A 17964-nucleotide genomic window follows, 5' to 3' on the forward strand; every position below is an offset into this window, starting at 1 on the left:
GGCCGGACATCGGCCTCAGCGCCCGCCGGGACGACCGGGACGGGTCAGCCCGTGCTCGGGCGCCTCGTCGCCCTCGGACCCGATGGGCGCGGCGCTGGGACCGTGCGAGAAACGCTCGATCAGGGCGTTTTCCAGCTGCCGGTTCAGGTCGCGGCTCAGTGCCATGTACTCGGGGTTTTCCTCGACCGGGACGCCGGGCTTCCAGACCTCGGCCAGCTCGCGCAGATGGGCGCGATCCATGCGGTAGAAGATGCGCTCCAGTTCGGCCGCCTCATAGGGCGAGAGGCCGACATGCTCCAGCGCATAGCGCCCGGCGCGCAGCGAGCTGTCGAAGGTCTCGCGCACGATATGGTCGGCCTTGGCGGCATAGAGCTGGAACACGTTCACCCGGTCGCGGGCGCGGGCGATCACCACGATGTCGGGGCGCTTTTCCTTGGCATAGCGCACCAGGCGCAGGTTCGCCTCGGGGTCGTCCAGCGCCGCGACCAGCACCCGGGCCTTGTCGAGCCCGGCCGCCGTCAGGATCTCGGGCCGGGTCGGGTCGCCGAAATAGCCCTTGAAGCCGAAGCGGCGCATCAGCTGGATCACCGCGAGGTCGTGGTCCAGCACCGTGGTCTTGAAGCCCGACATGGTCACCAGCCGGTTCAGCACCTGGCCGAAGCGGCCGACCCCGGCGATGATGATCGGCTGCTGCTCCTCGATCTCGTCGGCAAGGTCGCTGGCGCGTTCCTCGGCGATGCGGCGCGAGATGAAGTCCGACAGGATGAAGAGAAGCGGCGTCGCCAGCATCGACAGCGCGATGACCAGCAGGATGCCCTGCGCCAGGGCACGCGGCAGGATCGCCAGCGAAACGGCATAGGAGATCAGCACGAAGCCGAATTCGCCGGCCTGCGCCAGCGACAGGGTGAACAGCGTGCGGTCGCGGCCGCGCAGCCCGGTCAGCCGGGCGATCAGGTGCAGGACGACCGCCTTGATCGCGATCAGCGCCACCGTCACGCCCAGCACGGTCGCCGGCTGCTGGAACAGGATGCCGAAGTCCATGCCGGCGCCGACGGTGATGAAGAACAGCCCCAGCAGCAGCCCCTTGAAGGGCGCGATCTGGCCCTCGAGCTCGTGGCGGAACTCGGATCCGGCCAGCATGACCCCGGCAAGGAAGGTGCCGAGCGCCGGCGACAGGCCGACGAATTCCATCAGCGAGGCGATGCCCACCACGATCAGCAGCGCAAGCGCGGTGTCGAGCTCGTTCAGCCGCGCCGAATAGACATAGCGGAACATCGGCCGGATCAGGTATTGCCCGATCAGGATCACCGCCGCCACCGCGCCCAGCGTCACCAGCGCCGCCGCCCAGCCGGGCAGCGAATGCATGAAGGCCTCGCCGATATGCTCCTCGGAGGTGGGCAGCGGCGCCCGCGTCGCCAGCAGCGGCATCAGCGCCAGCATCGGGATCACCGCGATGTCCTGGGTCAAGAGCACGGCAAAGGCGCTGCGCCCGCCCGGGGTCTGCATCAGCGATTTTTCCGACAAGGTCTGCAAGACGATGGCGGTCGAGCTCAGCGACAGGATCATGCCCAGCGTCACCGCGACATGCCAGTCCTGGTTCAGCGCCATCGCCAGCAGCGCCAGCAGCGCCACGGTGCCCAGGATCTGCATCCCGGCCAGGCCCAGAAGCTTCTTGCGCATCTGCCACAGCGCCTCGGGCTCCAGTTCAAGCCCGATCAGGAACAGCATCATCACCACGCCGAATTCGGCGAAATGCTGCAAGTCGGCCATGGCGCCGGCGGAGCCCGCGATGCCCAGAACCGGCCCGATCACGATGCCGGAAACCAGGTAGCCCAGCACCGAGCCCAGGCCCAGGCGCGCCGACAGCGGCACGGCGATCACCATCGTCAGCAGGTAGACGGTGGCGATCAGCAGGAAGGATTCCATCAGCGCCCGTCCAGCATCCGCAGTTCGTGGGTGCGGCCCGACTTCACATAGGTCAGCCGGCCGTTGCCGATCGAGTTGATGGTGCCGCCGTCGATGCGGTCGCCCAGCCGCACCGTCACCACCTTGCCGCTGCGCAGCCGGATCAGCGCCCGGCTGGCCTGGCCGGCGCCGATGATGCCGATGATGGTGGTGCGGCCGGTGTCCATGCCGCGCGCCTGGGTCGCGGCCTTGGCCACGCCGGCCGAGGACACGCCTTTCGACAGGGCGGAGGCGGCGATCTCGGGCTCGTTGTCGATTTCCGGGGGCTTGTAATCCTGCTTGCGGGCGCGCGCGGCGCGCTCCTCGGCCGCGGCCTGGGCGCGGGCACGGGCCTCGGCCTGGGCGCGGGCCTGGGCCTCGGCGGCGGCGTCGGCCTGGGCGCGGGCGCGGATGCGGGCCTCGGCCTGGGCCTGCAATTGCTCGTCGAGCGCACGGCGGGCGGCGATCTCGGCCTCGCTGGGGCCCGCAGCCGGCGCGGCCGCTGCCGGGGCCGCCGCGGCCGGATCGGGGCCGGGCGCCGGGTCGGGGCCGGGTGCCGGGTCGGCGGCGGCCTCGGGCGCATCGCCGCGCCGGGGCGGCAATGGCGACGAGGCGAGCGCCGAAAGCTGCACCGCGCCGGGCGTCGCCGCCGGGGCCGCGGCGGCAGCCGTCAGCGCCGCGTCGATGGCACCGGCCGAGGGCGTGGCGCCGCCTTTGCCGGGACGCGGCTGCGGTCGGGACGAGCCACGCAAAAGCCCGCCCGAATCCCGGGCGGGCGTCGCGGCTTCCGCGCTGCGGCCGGGCTTGTCCGGTGGTGGCGTCGTGGCGGCGCGCAGCGCGGCATCGACGGCCGAGGCGCTGACCGCATCGCTGGCAGTCGCGGCCCTGCCCGGCTTGCGCAACGGCCGGGCCTGGGCCAGCCGCGCGCCCTCGGCCGCAGGCGCGATCCGGGCCTCGACCAGGCCGTGCCGGCCCAGATCGCGGATCAGGTCGCGCAACTGCCGGTCATCGGCGGGGGCCAGCGCCTCGTCCTCGATCAGGTCGGGGGCCGAGCCCTCGGGGCGCAGCGGTGGCCGGGACGAGCCGCGCAGCGCCGCATCCTTGGCGACCGGGCCGGCGGGCGCCGCGGCCGGGCTGGCGGCCGGCGCCGCAGCCGGGGCGGTGGCGCGGCGGGCGCGCTCCGGCGGACGAGTGGCGCGGATCGGCTGCGCCGCCTTCTGGCTTGCCGCATAGGGCAAGGGATCGGCCGGCAGGCGCGGCGCGCTGTCGGCGCGCGGCGCGCTGGTCTGCGGCGTGCTGCGCCGCGGCGCCAGCTGCGGCCGCGCCGAACTGCTGAGACGCACCGCCGCCGGCGCCGCACTGGTCGGCCGCGCGGCCGAGGGCGTGGTCCGGGCCGGCTGCTGCGGCGCGGCAGCGGGGCGGGTGGCGGCGACGCTGGCCGCCGGGGCGGCGGCGGCGACGGCGGGCGCTTGCAGCGGGACCGCGGCCGCAGCGGCCGGCGCATCCGGGGCCGCAGGCGCGGCGGCATGGGCCGAGGGCGGCACCACGGCGGCGGCGACGGCGGCGGCCGCCACGATGACGCGCCGCCGCTCCTCTTCGGTCAGGGCCGAGATCGGCGCGGTGGGCGCGGCCAGTTGCGGCGCGGGCTGCGCCGGCGCTGGCCGAGCAGGCGCCGCGGTTTGCGAGGCAACCACCGAAGGTTCGGGGGCGGCTGCCGCGAGGGACTCTGGCGCGGCTTCGGGGGCGGGCGCCGTTGCGGCGGCTTGCGGCGCCGGATCGGCCGGGCGCTCGACCGCGGGGGCGGATTCGGCCAGGCTGTCGCCGCCGTCGCGCGGCACCACGAAGGCCCAGATCAGGATCAGCCCGGCGACCAGCGCCGCCAGCATGCCGACGAGACCGACCAGCCCGCCCCGCTCGCCCGGGCGGCGGCCGGAAGGCGGCGCGGCCACGGTCTCGCGCGTCTTGCGGGCCCCGGCGGCGCGTTCATGGATGGCGCGGGCGCGCGGGTTCAAGGCCGGACCGGCGGCGCCAGGTTCCGCAGCCGGGGTGTGGCGCACCACCGTGGCGGCGGCGGCCTCGGTCACCGGCGCAGCTTCGGGCTCGGCCTCCGGCGCTGCAGCGGCAGTCTCGGCCAGCGGGACGGCGGCGGATTCCTCCGGCGCATCCTCGGGCTTGGCCGGTTCGCTCTCTGCCGGCGCGGCATCGGCGACCGGCACGGGCTCCGACCGTTCGGCAGCCTCGGGCGTTTCGGGTTCGGCCGTCTCGGGTTGGGCCGGATCGGCCGTGCCGGCAGGCTCGGCCGCCGTCTCGGTAGCGGGTTCGGCCAGTTCCTCGGCATCGCCACCCAGGTCCAGATCCGTGGGCGCGCTGTCCTCGGCGAATTGCAGCCCGGCCGAGGTCACGCCGGCCTGGGCCGGATCGACGGCGGGCCTTGCGCGGGCCGGGGGATCCAGCACGAAGACCGGCTCGCCCGGATAGGCGCCCTCGGCCGGCGCGGCGCGGAAGCCCTGGCCGTCGAAGCCGTATTGCGCGGCGAAATCGCGTGCCTCGCGCAGGGTCTGGCGCGCCACGGCGGCGACGCGGACGCTGTCGCCGTCGCCCTCCCAGTCGAAGGCCAGGTCGTCGATGGTATAGGGCGTCAGCCCGTCCAGCGCCCGGCCCACCGACCGCTCGCGGTCGGCGCCGGGGGCGACGGTCAGGGTGGTGTAAAGGATCTGGTCGTCGGGGATGACCAGCGTCACCGGCAGCGGAACCGCGTCTCCGGTCATGGCGCGCAGCGCGGTCAATTCGTCGCGAAAGCCCGCCGAGTCGAACTCGACCGAGCCGAGATGGCGCCATGCGGCCGGCGCCTGCCCCTCGGCCGCCGTCTCGCGGCGTTGAAGATGCACGGCATCCTCGCTGAAGGAAAGGGCGTATTCGGTAACGGAATCAAGCGACATGAATAGGCTTTGCTCTGCGGTCCCGGGCGCCTGCGCGCGTTCTTGTGATCTTTTTGAATGGACTACCGCAGAACGCGATCCGTGAAAAGCGGAACACCGGATTGTGAGGCATCCAAACCGCGATTTCCGGTGTTATGGGGCGGGAACGACAATCGCGCGGCCAGAACCCTTCCCCAAGGCCGTGCCAAGGAGACAGAAATCATGGCCCCATTCCGCCCCCTGCTGACCGCGGCGACGCTGATCGCCATCGGCACCGGCCCGCTGCTGGCGCAGACCGCCCCGGACGCCCCGCCGCCGCCCCCGCCGCAGATCGGACAGCACGCCATGAAACACTCCGGCAAGCATCACGGGCCCATGGCCAAGCTGACCGTGACCGGCGAGGGCCAGTCCGCGGCCCAGCCCGACATGGCGACGATCTCGCTGGGGGTCAGCTCGCGCGCCGCCACCGCCGCCGAGGCGATGGCGCAGACTGCCGAGCAGCAAGGTAAGGTCATCGAGGCGCTGAAGGCCGAGGGGATCGAGGCCCGCGACATCCAGACCTCGGGGCTGAACCTGTCGCCGGTGATCGACTATCAGGACGGCCAGGCGCCCAAGCTGACCGGCTATGCCGCGCAGAACATGGTGACGCTGCGCGTGCGCGACATCGCGGCGCTTGGCGGGGTGCTGGACAAGCTGGTCGCCTCGGGCGCCAATGAGATCAGCGGCATCAGCTTCTCGCGCGAGGACATGACCGAGGCGCTGGACCAGGCCCGCGCCGATGCCATCGCCGATGCGCGCCACCGCGCCGAGGTCATGGCCGAGGCGGCCGGGATGAAGCTCGGGCCGCTGATCTCGCTCTCCGAGGCCCAGGCCGGCGGCGGGCCGCGCCCGATGATGATGGCGGCTGCGGCCAAGCAGGCCGACACCCCCGTCGAGGCGGGCGAGCTGGCGGTGACGGCCCATGTGACCGCCGTCTTCGCCATGCACGAGGACGGCCCCGCACCGGACGCGGCCCCTGCCCCCGACGCCCCTGCCCCCGATGCTCCGGCGCCAGACGCCCCCGAAGGCGAGGCGCTGGCGAACTGAGCGCCACGAATGCAGCAGAGCGGGCGGCGGGCCATTCCGCCGCCCGCTTGGTTCAGGCCGTCGCCGCCGCCAGCGCCTGGTCGAGATCGGCGATGATGTCCTGCGCGTCCTCGATGCCGATCGACAGCCGCACCACGTCAGGCCCGGCCCCGGCCGCGATCTTCTGCGCGTCGCTGAGCTGGCTGTGCGTGGTCGAGGCGGAATGGATCACCAGCGAACGCGCATCGCCCAGGTTCGCGACATGGCTGAAGAGCTTCAGGCTGTCGACCAGCTTCACCGCCGCGTCGTAGCCGCCCTTGATCGAGAAGGTGAAAAGCGCCCCCGCCCCTTTGGGATAGACCCGCCGCGCCGTGGCGTTCCAGGGCGAGGACGCAAGGCCGGCATAGGTGACCGAGGTGACGCGCGGGTCCTTCTCCAGCCATTCCGCGACCTTTTGGGCGTTCTCAACATGGCGCTGCATGCGCAGGCCCAGGGTCTCGACCCCCATCAGCGTGTAATGCGCGGCCTGCGGGTTCATGGTCATGCCCAGGTCGCGCAGCCCGATGGCGATGCCGTGGAAGGTGAAGGCGAGGCTGCCGAAGGTCTCGTGGAACTTCAGCCCGTGATAGGCCGGCTCGGGCTGCGACAGGCTGGGGAACTTGTCCGAGGCCGACCAGTCGAACTTGCCGCTGTCCACGATCACGCCGCCGGTCACGGTGCCATTGCCGGTGATGTATTTCGTCAGGCTGTGCACGACCAGCGTGGCGCCCAGCTCCAGCGGCTTGCAAAGCCAGGGCGTCGCCAGCGTGTTGTCGACGATCAGCGGCAGGCCGAGCTCGTCCGCCACCTTGGCCACCGCCGGAATGTCGGTGACATAGCCGCCGGGGTTGGAGATCGATTCGCAGAAGATGGCGCGGGTATCCTCGTCCGCCGCCGCCCGCAGCGCCTCGAGATCGTCCAGGTCGACGAATTTGCACGACCAGCCGAAGCGCTTGATGGTCTGGCTGAACTGGGTGATGGTGCCGCCATAGAGCCGGGTCGAGGCGATGATGTTCCTGCCCGGCCCCATCAGCGGGAACAGCGCCATGATCTGCGCCGCATGGCCCGACGAACAGCAGACCGCGCCCGCGCCGCCCTCCAGCGCCGCGATGCGGGTCTGCAGCGCGGCGACGGTCGGGTTGGTCAGGCGGGAATAGATATAGCCGACCTCCTGCAGGCCGAAGAGCCGCGCGGCATGGCCCGCGTCCTGGAACACATAGGCGGTGGTCTGATAGATCGGCACCTGGCGCGAACCGGTCGCCGGGTCGGGCGCGCTGCCGGCATGGACGGCGCTGGTGTCGAAGCCCCAATCGGGGGACATGCTGTCGGACATGGAAACTCTCCCTAGCTGCGGGCGCGAGACTAGGCGGGTTTCGCGACGGAAATCCATCGAAATCCGGGGGATGGCGCCGGGAAAGGCGCGGCATGGCGCCGCGCAGCCGTCCAGGAGAACGCGCCTTCTCCGCCGGGGCGGGAAAGAGCATGGCATCGCTTCAGGGAAGGGATGTTGGTGCGGTCGAGAAGACTCGAACTTCCACTCCGGTTAAGGAACAGCGACCTCAACGCTGCGCGTCTACCAATTCCGCCACGACCGCACGTCGTCAGGCCCGCGCGTTCTAGACGGTTGCGCGGCGGATGAAAAGAGTGATTTTCACCCGCCGCGCCAATTACAGCATGGGCCTGTTTTTCACTCCGCCGCCACGGCGCCTTGCGGGGTATAGTTCAGGATCGGCGCCAGCCAGCGCTCGGCCTCGCGCAGCGACATGCCCTTGCGATGGGCATAGTCCAGAACCTGGTCGTGCTCGACCTTGGCGACGCCGAAATAATAGGCCTCGGGGTGACCGATATAGAGGCCCGAGACCGACGAGCCCGGCCACATCGCCATGGACTCGGTCAGTTCGACCCCGGTCGCCGCCGTCGCGTCCAGCAGCCGGAACAGCGTGGTCTTTTCGGTGTGGTCGGGCTGGGCGGGATAGCCGGGCGCCGGGCGGATGCCCTTGTAGGGCTCGGCGGCCAGTTCCTCGGGGCTGAAGGCTTCGTCGGAATAGCCCCAGTATTGCTTGCGCACCCGCTCGTGCATCATCTCGGCCAGCGCCTCGGCGAAGCGGTCGGCCAGGGCCTGCACCAGGATCGCCGAGAAATCGTCATGCGCCGCCTTGAACCGTTCGGCGATCTGCTGCTCCTCGCCCCCCGCCGTGACCACGAAGCCGCCGACATAGTCGCGATGGCCCTCGGGCGCGACGAAATCGGCCAGGGCCACGTTCGGGCGGCCGTCGCGCTTGCTGACCTGCTGGCGCAGGGTGTGCAGCGTCGCCAGCTCATGCGCGCGGTCGTCGGCGGTGAACAGGCGGATGTCGTCGCCGCTGCGATTCGCCGGCCAGAAACCGATGACGGCGCGCGGCTTGAACCAGGACTCGTCGATGATGCGCTTCAGCATGGCCTGCGCATCGGCAAAAAGCTGGCGCGCCACCTCGCCCTGCTTTTCATCCTCGAGGATGCGGGGATAGACCCCCTTCAGCTCCCAGGTCTGGAAGAACGGCGTCCAGTCGATGTAGCGCGCGATCTCGGCCAGGTCGAAATCGTCGATGACGCGCGCGCCTAGGAACTCGGGCGTCTTGGCCTCGAAGCCGGTCCAGTCGATGCGCACGGCATTGTCGCGGGCCGAGGCCAGCGACAGCCGCTTCTTGTCCGCCTCGGCGCGGGCATGCCGGTTCGCCACGTCCAGGTATTCGGCGCGAACCGTGTCGACATAGGCCGATTTCTGGCCCGAGAGCAGGCTGCCCACCACGCCCACGGCGCGGCTGGCATCGGTGACATAGACCGCCTGGCCCTTGGCATAGCGCGGATGGATCTTGACCGCCGTATGCACCCGGCTCGTGGTCGCGCCGCCGATCAGCAGCGGAATGTCGAAACCCTCGCGCTCCAGTTCCGCGGCGACATGCGCCATCTCGTCCAGCGACGGCGTGATGAGGCCCGACAGGCCGATGATGTCCACCTTCTCGGCCTTGGCGGTTTCCAGGATCCTGGTCGCCGGCACCATCACGCCCAGGTCGATGATCTCGTAATTGTTGCAGGCCAGCACGACGCCGACGATGTTCTTGCCGATGTCATGCACGTCGCCCTTGACCGTCGCCATCAGGATCTTGCCGGCGCTGGAGGCGCCGCCACCGCCGCCCGCCGCGGCCTTCTCGGCCTCCATATAGGGCAGCAGATGCGCCACGGCCTGCTTCATGACCCGGGCCGATTTCACCACCTGCGGCAGGAACATCTTGCCCGAGCCGAACAGGTCTCCGACCACGTTCATCCCCGCCATCAGCGGGCCCTCGATCACATGCAGCGGACGTTCGGCGGCCAGGCGGGCCTCCTCGGTGTCCTCGTCGATATATTCGGTGATGCCGTTGACCAGGGCATGCTCCAGCCGCTTGTCCACCGGCCAGCTGCGCCAGGTCAGGTCCTTTTCGCGCGCCTTGGCCCCGCCCTCGCCACGGAAACGCTCGGCGATCTCCAGCATGTTCTCGGTCGCCGTGCCGCCGGCCTTCGGCTTGCGGTTCAGCACCACATCCTCGCAGGCCTCGCGCAGCGCGGGCTCGATCTGGTCATAGACGGCCAGCTGGCCGGCATTGACGATGCCCATGTCCATGCCGGCCTGGATCGCGTGATACAGGAACACCGCATGCATCGCCTCGCGCACCGGCTCATTGCCGCGGAAGCTGAAGCTCAGGTTCGACACCCCGCCCGAGACATGCACATGCGGCAACTGCTGCATGATCCGCCGGGTCGCGCCGATGAAGTCCAACCCGTAATTGTCATGTTCCTCGATCCCAGTGGCGATGGCGAAGATGTTCGGGTCGAAGATGATGTCCTCGGCCGGGAAGCCGACGCGGTTGACCAGGATGTCATAGGCCCGGGCGCAGATCTCGACCTTGCGGTTCTCGGTATCGGCCTGGCCCTTCTCGTCGAAGGCCATGACCACCACCGCGGCGCCATAGCGGCGGCAGAGGTCCGCATGATGCAGGAAGGCCTCTTCGCCCTCCTTCAGGCTGATCGAGTTCACCACCGCCTTGCCCTGCACGCATTTCAGCCCGGCCTCGATCACCTCCCATTTCGAGCTGTCGATCATCACCGGCACGCGGGCGATGTCGGGCTCGGCCGCGATCAGGTTCAGATAGTCGATCATCGCCTGCCTGGAATCGATCAGCCCCTCGTCCATGTTCACGTCGATGATCTGGGCGCCGTTCTCGACCTGGTCGCGGGCCACGTCCAGCGCGGCGGCGTAATCGCCATTGGTGATCAGCTTGCGGAACTTGGCCGAGCCGGTGACATTCGTGCGCTCGCCCACGTTGACGAAGGGAATGTCGTCGGTCTTGACAAAGGGCTCCAGCCCCGAAAGGCGCAGGCGCGGCTCGATTTCCGGGATCGCGCGCGGCGGCAGGTCGGCCACGGCGCGGGCGATGGCGGCGATATGCGCAGGCGTCGAGCCGCAGCAGCCGCCGACCACGTTCACCAGCCCCTCGCGGGCGAATTCGGCGACCTGCGCCGCCATCTCCTCGGGCGATTCGTCGTATTGGCCCATCTCGTTCGGCAGGCCGGCATTGGGATAGGCGCAGATCAGCGTATCCGCGACCGAGGAAAGCTCGGCCAGATGCGGGCGCATGGCGGCGGCCCCCAGCGCGCAGTTCAGCCCGATGGTGGCGGGCCGGGCGTGGCTGACCGAATACCAGAAGGCGGTCGGCGTCTGTCCCGACAGCGTGCGCCCCGACAGGTCGGTGATCGTGCCCGAGATCATCACCGGCAGCCGCAGCCCCACCTCGGCAAAGACCTCCTCGCAGGCAAAGATCGCCGCCTTGGCGTTCAGCGTGTCGAAGATGGTCTCGATCAGGATCAGATCGGCGCCGCCGTCGACCAGCCCGCGGATCTGCTGGGCATAGGCGATGCGCAGATCGTCAAAGCTTACGGCACGATAGCCCGGATTGTTCACGTCCGGGCTGATCGAGGCCGTCCGGTTGGTCGGCCCGACGGCCCCCGCCACCCAGCGCGGGCGGCCATCCTCGGCCGTGGCGCGGTCCAGCGCCCGGCGCGCGATGCGGGCGCCGTGGAAGTTCAGGTCATGGACCGCCGCCTCCATGCCGTAATCGGCCTGGGCGATGGTGGTCGAGGAAAAGGTGTTGGTCTCGACGATATCCGCGCCCGCCTTGGCATAGCGGTAGTGGATCTCCTCGATCGCCGCGGGCTGGGTCAGGATCAGCAGGTCGTTGTTGCCCTGCTGCGGATGCTCGCCCGCCGCCGGCGGATGGCAGCCGCAGCTGCAGCCGTTGCCATGGCCGCGGAAATCGTCCTCCTTCAGGCCCAGCTGCTGGATCTGCGTCCCCATGGCGCCGTCCAGGATCAGGATGCGCTGGCGCGCGGCCTCGCGCAGGGCTTCGAAGACGGGGGACTTGGGCAGGGTCATGGCGGCATCCGGGCTTGGTTCGAAGAGCAACCTATACAGGCAGACCGTCATTTAGTGAAATTCAACATCCGCACAATGATCTTGCGCCAGATTCATGATCCCGGGGCCCGACGCGCCTTCTTTGTTGCGGAAATACCCCGGGGGTGTGGGGCAGCGCCCCCACCGCCGACGGCGCCCTCTTGCGACAGCCCGTCCGCAGGAATATCTGCCGGCCATGACCGAATGGATCACCGCCCCCGGACTGACCGATTATGCGCAAGCCGTGGCCTTCATGGAGGCGCGCGCCGCCGCGATCCACGAGGGCCGCGCCGAGGAGCTGATCTGGCTGGTCGAGCACCCGCCGCTCTATACCGCCGGCACCTCGGCCAGGGCCGAAGACCTGCTCAGCGCCCGCTTCCCGGTGCACGAGACCGGCCGCGGCGGGCAATATACCTATCACGGGCCCGGACAGCGCGTGGTCTATGCCATGCTGGACCTGAACCGGCGCGGCCGCGACGTGCGCGCCTTCGTCAAGGCGCTCGAATCCTGGGTCATCGACGCCTTGGCCGAGTTCAACCTGAAGGGCGAGATCCGCGACGGCCGCGTCGGCGTCTGGATCGCCCGGCCCGACAAGGCGCCGCTGCCCGACGGCAGCATGCGCGAGGACAAGATCGCCGCCATCGGCGTCAAGCTGCGGCGCTGGGTCAGCTTCCACGGCATCTCGATCAATGTCGAGCCCGACCTCTCCCATTACGCCGGCATCGTGCCCTGCGGCATCCAGGGCCATGGCGTGACCAGCCTGGTCGACCTCGGCCTGCCGGTCGGGATGGACGACCTCGACTTGGCGCTGCGGGCCGGGTTCGCGCGGCATTTCCCGCCGCTGGCCGGCTGATTTTCACCCGCACGGAAAAGCAGCCTCAAAGCTTTCTGCGACTTTTTGACGGTGTTGCACCCCAACCCGGCATGCTACCCCTGTACTTCGGAGGAGGACGAGGGTCCTCTCGTCGACTCAAGGAAAGAACCCAGAGGATTCGCGATGAAGACCAGCATCTACGCCACTCTCGCCGCCACGTTTCTCGCCCTGCCCGCCTTGGCCCAGGACGCCGGAGACCCGGCCAAGGGCGAGAAGGAATTCAGGAAGTGCAAGGCCTGCCACATGATCCAGTCGCCGGACGGCTCGGATGTGGTCAAGGGTGGCAAGACCGGCCCGAACCTCTATGGCGTGGTCGGGCGCAAGGCCGGCACCGAGGAGGGCTTCAAGTATTCCGACGCGCTGATCAAGCTCGGCGAGGCCGGCGAGGTCTGGACCACCGAGGATCTGGAGCATTACATCACCGACCCGAACAAATACGTCGAGGAAAAGGTCGGCGACAAGTCGCTGAAGACCAAGATGACCTTCAAGATGGCCAAGAACCAGGCCGACGTGGTGGCCTTCCTGGCGCAGCACTCGCCCGAGGCGGGCGACGCGCCCGCGGCCGGCGATGCACCCGCGGCTGATGCTCCCGCCGAGGCCCCTGCCGAGACTCCCGCCGCGCCGGCGTCGAACTGAGCCGATCCTGTCGCCAAGCGGCAACATTCGCGCCCCCGGCACGCCGAAAGCGTCCGGGGGCGTGTCATTTGGGACCTGTGGCGGATTGCCTCAGCCCATCATCCTGTTCTAGAACCGATAGTGAGTCCGCTGGCCCCCGAGGCCGGCCAGCCGCATCTGAGGGAGTCCACGCATGGCAGACGCAGCCGTTCACGGCCACGGTGGCCATCATGACACCCGCGGGTTCTTCACCCGCTGGTTCATGTCAACCAACCACAAGGATATCGGTATCCTTTACCTGTTCACGGCCGGCGTCGTCGGCCTGATCTCGGTCTGCTTTACCGTCTACATGCGGATGGAACTGCAGCATCCCGGCGTGCAGCTCATGTGCCTGGAAGGCGCGCGGCTGATCGCCGACGCCTCGGCGGAATGCACCCCGAACGGGCATCTGTGGAACGTCATGATCACCTATCACGGCGTGCTGATGATGTTCTTCGTCGTCATCCCGGCGCTGTTCGGCGGTTTCGGCAACTATTTCATGCCGCTGCATATCGGCGCCCCGGACATGGCCTTCCCGCGGCTGAACAACCTCAGCTACTGGATGTATGTCTGCGGCGTCGCGCTCGGCATCGCCTCGCTGCTGGCGCCCGGCGGCTCGGACCAGCCCGGCTCGGGCGTGGGCTGGGTGCTCTACCCGCCGCTCTCGACCACCGAAGGCGGCTATTCGATGGACCTGGCGATCTTTGCCGTCCACGTCTCGGGCGCCTCGTCGATCCTGGGCGCGATCAACATCATCACCACCTTCCTGAACATGCGCGCCCCCGGCATGACGCTGTTCAAGGTGCCGCTGTTCGCGTGGTCGGTCTTCATCACCGCCTGGCTGATCCTGCTGTCGCTGCCGGTCCTGGCGGGCGCGATCACCATGCTGCTGATGGACCGCAACTTCGGCACGCATTTCTTCGACCCGGCCGGCGGCGGCGACCCGGTGCTCTACCAGCACATCCTGTGGTTCTTCGGCCACCCCGAGGTCTATATCATCATCCTGCCCGGCTTCGGCATCATCAGCCACGTGATCTCGACCTTCGCGCGCAAGCCGATCTTCGGCTACCTGCCGATGGTCCTGGCCATGGCGGCCATCGGCATCCTGGGCTTCGTGGTCTGGGCGCACCATATGTATACCGCCGGCATGTCGCTGACCCAGCAGGCCTATTTCATGCTGGCGACCATGACCATCGCCGTGCCGACCGGCATCAAGGTCTTCTCCTGGATCGCCACCATGTGGGGCGGCTCGATCGAGTTCAAGACGCCGATGCTCTGGGCCTTCGGCTTCCTGTTCCTGTTCACCGTCGGCGGCGTGACCGGCGTGGTGCTGAGCCAGGCGCCGCTCGACCGGGTCTATCACGACACCTATTACGTCGTGGCGCATTTCCACTATGTGATGAGCCTGGGCGCGGTCTTCGGCATCTTCGCCGGGGTCTATTACTGGATCGGCAAGATGTCCGGCCGGCAATACCCGGAATGGGCCGGCAAGCTGCATTTCTGGATGATGTTCCTGGGTTCGAACATGATCTTCTTCCCGCAGCACTTCCTGGGCCGCCAGGGCATGCCGCGCCGCTACATCGACTATCCGGTCGAGTTCGCCTATTGGAACAACATCTCGTCGATCGGCGCCTATATCAGCTTCGCGTCCTTCCTGCTGTTCATCGGCATCGTGTTCTACACGCTCTTCGCCGGGCGCCGGGTGAACGTGCCGAACTACTGGAACGAGCACGCCGACACGCTGGAATGGACCCTGCCCTCGCCCCCGCCCGAGCACACGTTCGAGCAGCTGCCCAAGCGCGAGGACTGGGATCGCGCCCACGCGCATTGAGCCGATGCCCTATGCATGGCACGAGACGGCCCCGGAGGATTCCGGGGCCGTCTGCTTTCGGCTCGAGATCTGGCCGCATCGCTCGCTGCCGCGGCGGGGCTTCGTCTGGGTGATCGGCTTGACCGCCGCGGGGCTGGCGCTGCCCTTGCTGGCGGTGGTCGGCTCGGCGGTATTGTGGGGGCTGCTGCCCTTTGCGGCCTTGGCGGTCTGGGGGTTGTGGCACGCCATCCAGCGCAGCTATGGCGCCGCGCATGAGGTGATGCTGCTGGACCGCCACCGGCTGATCCTGACCCGCAGGGATCCGGGGCGCGCGGACCGGGTCTGGCGGACCAACCCCTATTGGGTGCGCGCGAGCCTGCGCCCCGGCGGGCCGGTCGAGGATTACCTGGTGCTGACCGACGGCAAGCGCACGGTCGAGCTGGGCGCCTTCCTGGCCCCCGAGGAGCGGGTGGCGCTGCGGGATGAGCTGACCCGGCGGCTGGGCGCGTTGCGCGGCTGAGGCGGACGCGCAACGGGGCGTGCGCAGGGCGCGCAACGGTTCCGGCAACCTTTTGATATCAAAGAAAGACCGCCTGTGACCTGCGTACACCGGCCGTACACCATGCGTGCACCGGCGGTGCACCTTGAAATCGCAAGGACGGCGCCGGCAAACCTGTCTAAATCGTCAGCTTCTGCGGCCTTCCGGGACAGGGTAAGGCACGAGGATCACGTATTGTTTACCATTGGTTGATCATGCCCGACACCGGCCCCTCGCGCCTGCTTTCGCTTACCACGCCCACCACGCTCGATCTGGACCAGAACACCGTTTCCGCGCTGTTTGCGGCGACGGTCGAGGATCCAGACGGCATCCGTCAAGTCACGGTTTATTATGACCGGCCGCTGGCCACGACTCAAGGCGCCTATGAGTTTCAGATCATCCACGGCTATGGCAGCGACTGGTCGGACGGCACGCACAGCTACACAACCGGCGTGCTGCCGCATAATGTCTCCGGGCCGCTGAACATCACGCGGGTTCAGATCATCGACAATCTGGGCAACCAGACCGATGTGACGAATGCGGAACTGCGTGCGCTTGGCATCGACACCTCGATCAACATCACCAGCACCAGCGCCGATACCACCGCACCGGTTCTCACATCGCTTGATCTGCCGGATGTGATCGACTTGAGGGGGGGAAACGTCGCGGCGGATTTCACGGCAAGCGGGATAGACACAACAGAAATCGAAAGTGTATCCCTCTGGTTCGATCGTGAGATTTCCTATTCTTTCGGTAGCGGCTCTTTCAACGACTGGGACCTGTTGATTATTTTTGGTGATAGCGACGATTGGTTAGACGGAAGCTCGACACAAACGCGCAGCATTGGTGGCAGCACCTTTTCCGGGCCGGTGGAACTGGAGAGGATTTGGATCACCGACATCTACGGCAACCAACGCGTCTATACGAATGACGATCTGCGCGCGTTGGGTTTCGACACCTCGTTCGAGATCATCGGCACAGCAGCCCCAACGCCGACGACCTATGTGGCCGACCTGCCCGAGACCATCACCATCCGCGAAGGCCAAAGCGTCGATCTGGCGCTGAACTTCATTGGCATGACCAATCACTATGTCAATTATAGCTACCACGTCTCGACCAGCGGTGGCACTGCGGATTTCAGCGACATCGGCGCCTCGTCAGGCAGCGGCTGGATCAGTATCTCCTCGACCTCGCCCTACAACACTAGCCGCGGCATGTCGGTCTATGCACTGCGCGACGGCGAGCAGGATCCCGGCGAGGTCGCCTACCTTGTCGTAGAACTGACAGGACAGATGAGATTTGCCGACGGCGGCACCACCCAAATCGTCGAGATCCGCATCGCCGACGACAACTGGTCCATCGGCGACGGCCGGGCCAACGTGCTGCGCGGCACCAGCGCGGCCGAGGATCTGGTCGGCCAGGCCGGCAACGACAGCTATTACGTCACGGCCGGTGACCGGGTGATCGAGGGGGCAAACGCCGGGAATGACACGGTGTTCACCGATTTCTCGCGCGGGATCGAGGCCAATGTAGAGAACCTGACCCTGCTCGGGCCGGGCAATATCAACGGCACCGGCAATGCGCTGGCGAACCGGATCAGCGGCAATGCCGGCGCCAACATGCTGCTGGGCGGTCTGGGCAACGATACGCTGCTGGGCGGCGCCGGCAACGACACGCTGAACGGCGGGGCCGGAAACGACCGGCTGGACGGCGGCGCGGGCGTGGACCTGGTCGCCTATGGCGCGGCCACGGGCGGCGTGCGGGTGAACCTGTCGCTGAACACGGCACAGGCGATCGGCGGCGGCCAGGGCAGCGACACGCTGAGCTGGATCGAGAACGTCAACGGCTCGGGCTTCGCCGACGTGCTGACCGGCAATGCTGCCGCGAACCTGCTGTTCGGGGCCGCGGGCAATGACACGCTGATCGGCGGGGCCGGCAACGACACGCTGAGCGGCGGGCTCGGCACCGATACGGCGCGCTATGGCGCGGCCTCGGGCGGCGTGCGGGTGGACCTGGCGACGGCCGGCGCGCAGGCGATCGGCGGCGGCCAGGGCAGCGACATGCTGCTGGGCATCGAGAACCTGGACGGCTCGGGCTTTGCGGACCGGCTCTGGGGCAACCTTGCGGCGAACCTGCTGAACGGCGGCGCCGGCAATGACCAGCTGGATGGCCGGGGCGGCAATGACAGGCTGCTGGGCGGCGCCGGGGCCGACAGCCTGCTGGGCGGGGCCGGCAATGACGTGCTGACCGGCGGCGCGGGCGCGGATCGGCTGAACGGCGGGCTGGGCGCCGACCAGTTCGTCTTCCTGACCTTGGGCGAGTCGGGCGTCGCGGCGGCGGGGCGCGACCTGATCCAGGATTTTAGCCACGCCCAGGGCGACCGCATCGATTTGCGCGGCATCGACGCGAATGCCGGGCTGGCCGGCGACCAGGCCTTCCGGCTGATCGGCGAGCGCGCCTTTACCGGCACGGCGGGCGAGCTGCGCTATGAGCGGGCCGGCAACGTGACCACGATCCTGGCCGATAGCAATGGCGACGGCCGGGCGGATTTCTCGGTGGCGCTGAACGGCAGCCACAGCCTGGTCGGGGCGGATTTCCTGCTGTAACCGGCTGGTCCGGCGATAAAAAGGCCCGGCAGCGCGCCGGGCCTTTCCT

The 17964-nt window shown here is 68.6% G+C and carries 10 protein-coding genes and 1 tRNA gene; 6 read left to right on the forward strand and 5 right to left on the reverse strand.

Features of this window, described 5'->3' with window-relative positions; genetic code table 11:
• Positions 1-15: 15 nt before the first annotated feature.
• Positions 16-1926 (reverse strand): monovalent cation:proton antiporter-2 (CPA2) family protein, encoded by a 1911-nt coding sequence (locus PARN5_RS0102060; RefSeq protein WP_017998142.1) that lies wholly within the window; start codon positions 1924-1926, stop codon positions 16-18.
• The gene (locus PARN5_RS0102065; RefSeq protein ID WP_017998143.1) at positions 1926-4883 is read right to left on the reverse strand and encodes a hypothetical protein; all 2958 of its coding nucleotides are present in this window, start codon (positions 4881-4883) and stop codon (positions 1926-1928) included. The genes PARN5_RS0102060 and PARN5_RS0102065 overlap by 1 nt, the downstream gene beginning before the upstream one ends.
• Positions 4884-5084: 201 nt before the next feature.
• On the opposite strand from PARN5_RS0102065, the gene PARN5_RS0102070 reads away from it, so the two are divergent.
• Entirely contained in the window at positions 5085-5948 is an 864-nt protein-coding gene (locus tag PARN5_RS0102070; RefSeq protein WP_017998144.1) for an SIMPL domain-containing protein, read from the forward strand.
• A gap of 52 nt (positions 5949-6000) precedes the next feature.
• Here the strand turns inward: PARN5_RS0102070 and PARN5_RS0102075 are convergent, their stop codons facing one another.
• From PARN5_RS0102075 to metH, 3 genes are all read right to left on the reverse strand, one after another.
• Complete coding sequence (locus PARN5_RS0102075; RefSeq protein ID WP_017998145.1) at positions 6001-7299, reverse strand: O-acetylhomoserine aminocarboxypropyltransferase/cysteine synthase family protein; 1299 nt, start codon at positions 7297-7299, stop codon at positions 6001-6003.
• Positions 7300-7474: 175 nt separating this feature from the next.
• A tRNA-Leu gene (locus PARN5_RS0102080) sits at positions 7475-7561 on the reverse strand.
• 92 nt (positions 7562-7653) lie between these two features.
• Positions 7654-11415: a methionine synthase gene (gene metH / locus PARN5_RS0102085; RefSeq protein WP_026155111.1), complete on the reverse strand. Its 3762-nt coding sequence runs from the start codon at positions 11413-11415 to the stop codon at positions 7654-7656.
• A gap of 214 nt (positions 11416-11629) precedes the next feature.
• Here metH and lipB point away from each other — a divergent pair, with 214 nt between their 5' ends.
• The 5 genes from lipB (at position 11630) to PARN5_RS22775 (ending at position 17915) form a co-directional block, all read left to right on the forward strand.
• Positions 11630-12286, forward strand: a complete 657-nt coding sequence (lipB, locus tag PARN5_RS0102090) for a lipoyl(octanoyl) transferase LipB (RefSeq protein ID WP_017998147.1) — start codon at positions 11630-11632, stop codon at positions 12284-12286.
• 144 nt (positions 12287-12430) lie between these two features.
• Positions 12431-12943, forward strand: coding sequence for a cytochrome c550 (locus tag PARN5_RS0102095; RefSeq protein WP_017998148.1), 513 nt, complete (start codon positions 12431-12433; stop codon positions 12941-12943).
• Between the two features lie 172 nt (positions 12944-13115).
• Entirely contained in the window at positions 13116-14792 is a 1677-nt protein-coding gene (ctaD, locus tag PARN5_RS0102100) for a cytochrome c oxidase subunit I (RefSeq protein WP_017998149.1), read from the forward strand.
• Between the two features lie 4 nt (positions 14793-14796).
• A complete protein-coding gene (locus PARN5_RS0102105; protein WP_017998150.1) occupies positions 14797-15291 on the forward strand; it encodes a DUF2244 domain-containing protein in 495 nt (164 codons plus the stop codon).
• A 233-nt stretch (positions 15292-15524) separates the two neighbouring features.
• A complete protein-coding gene (locus tag PARN5_RS22775; RefSeq protein WP_157403899.1) occupies positions 15525-17915 on the forward strand; it encodes a calcium-binding protein in 2391 nt (796 codons plus the stop codon).
• Positions 17916-17964 lie beyond the last annotated feature (49 nt).

The sequence above is a fragment of the Paracoccus sp. N5 genome (assembly GCF_000371965.1).
GTDB lineage: Bacteria > Pseudomonadota > Alphaproteobacteria > Rhodobacterales > Rhodobacteraceae > Paracoccus.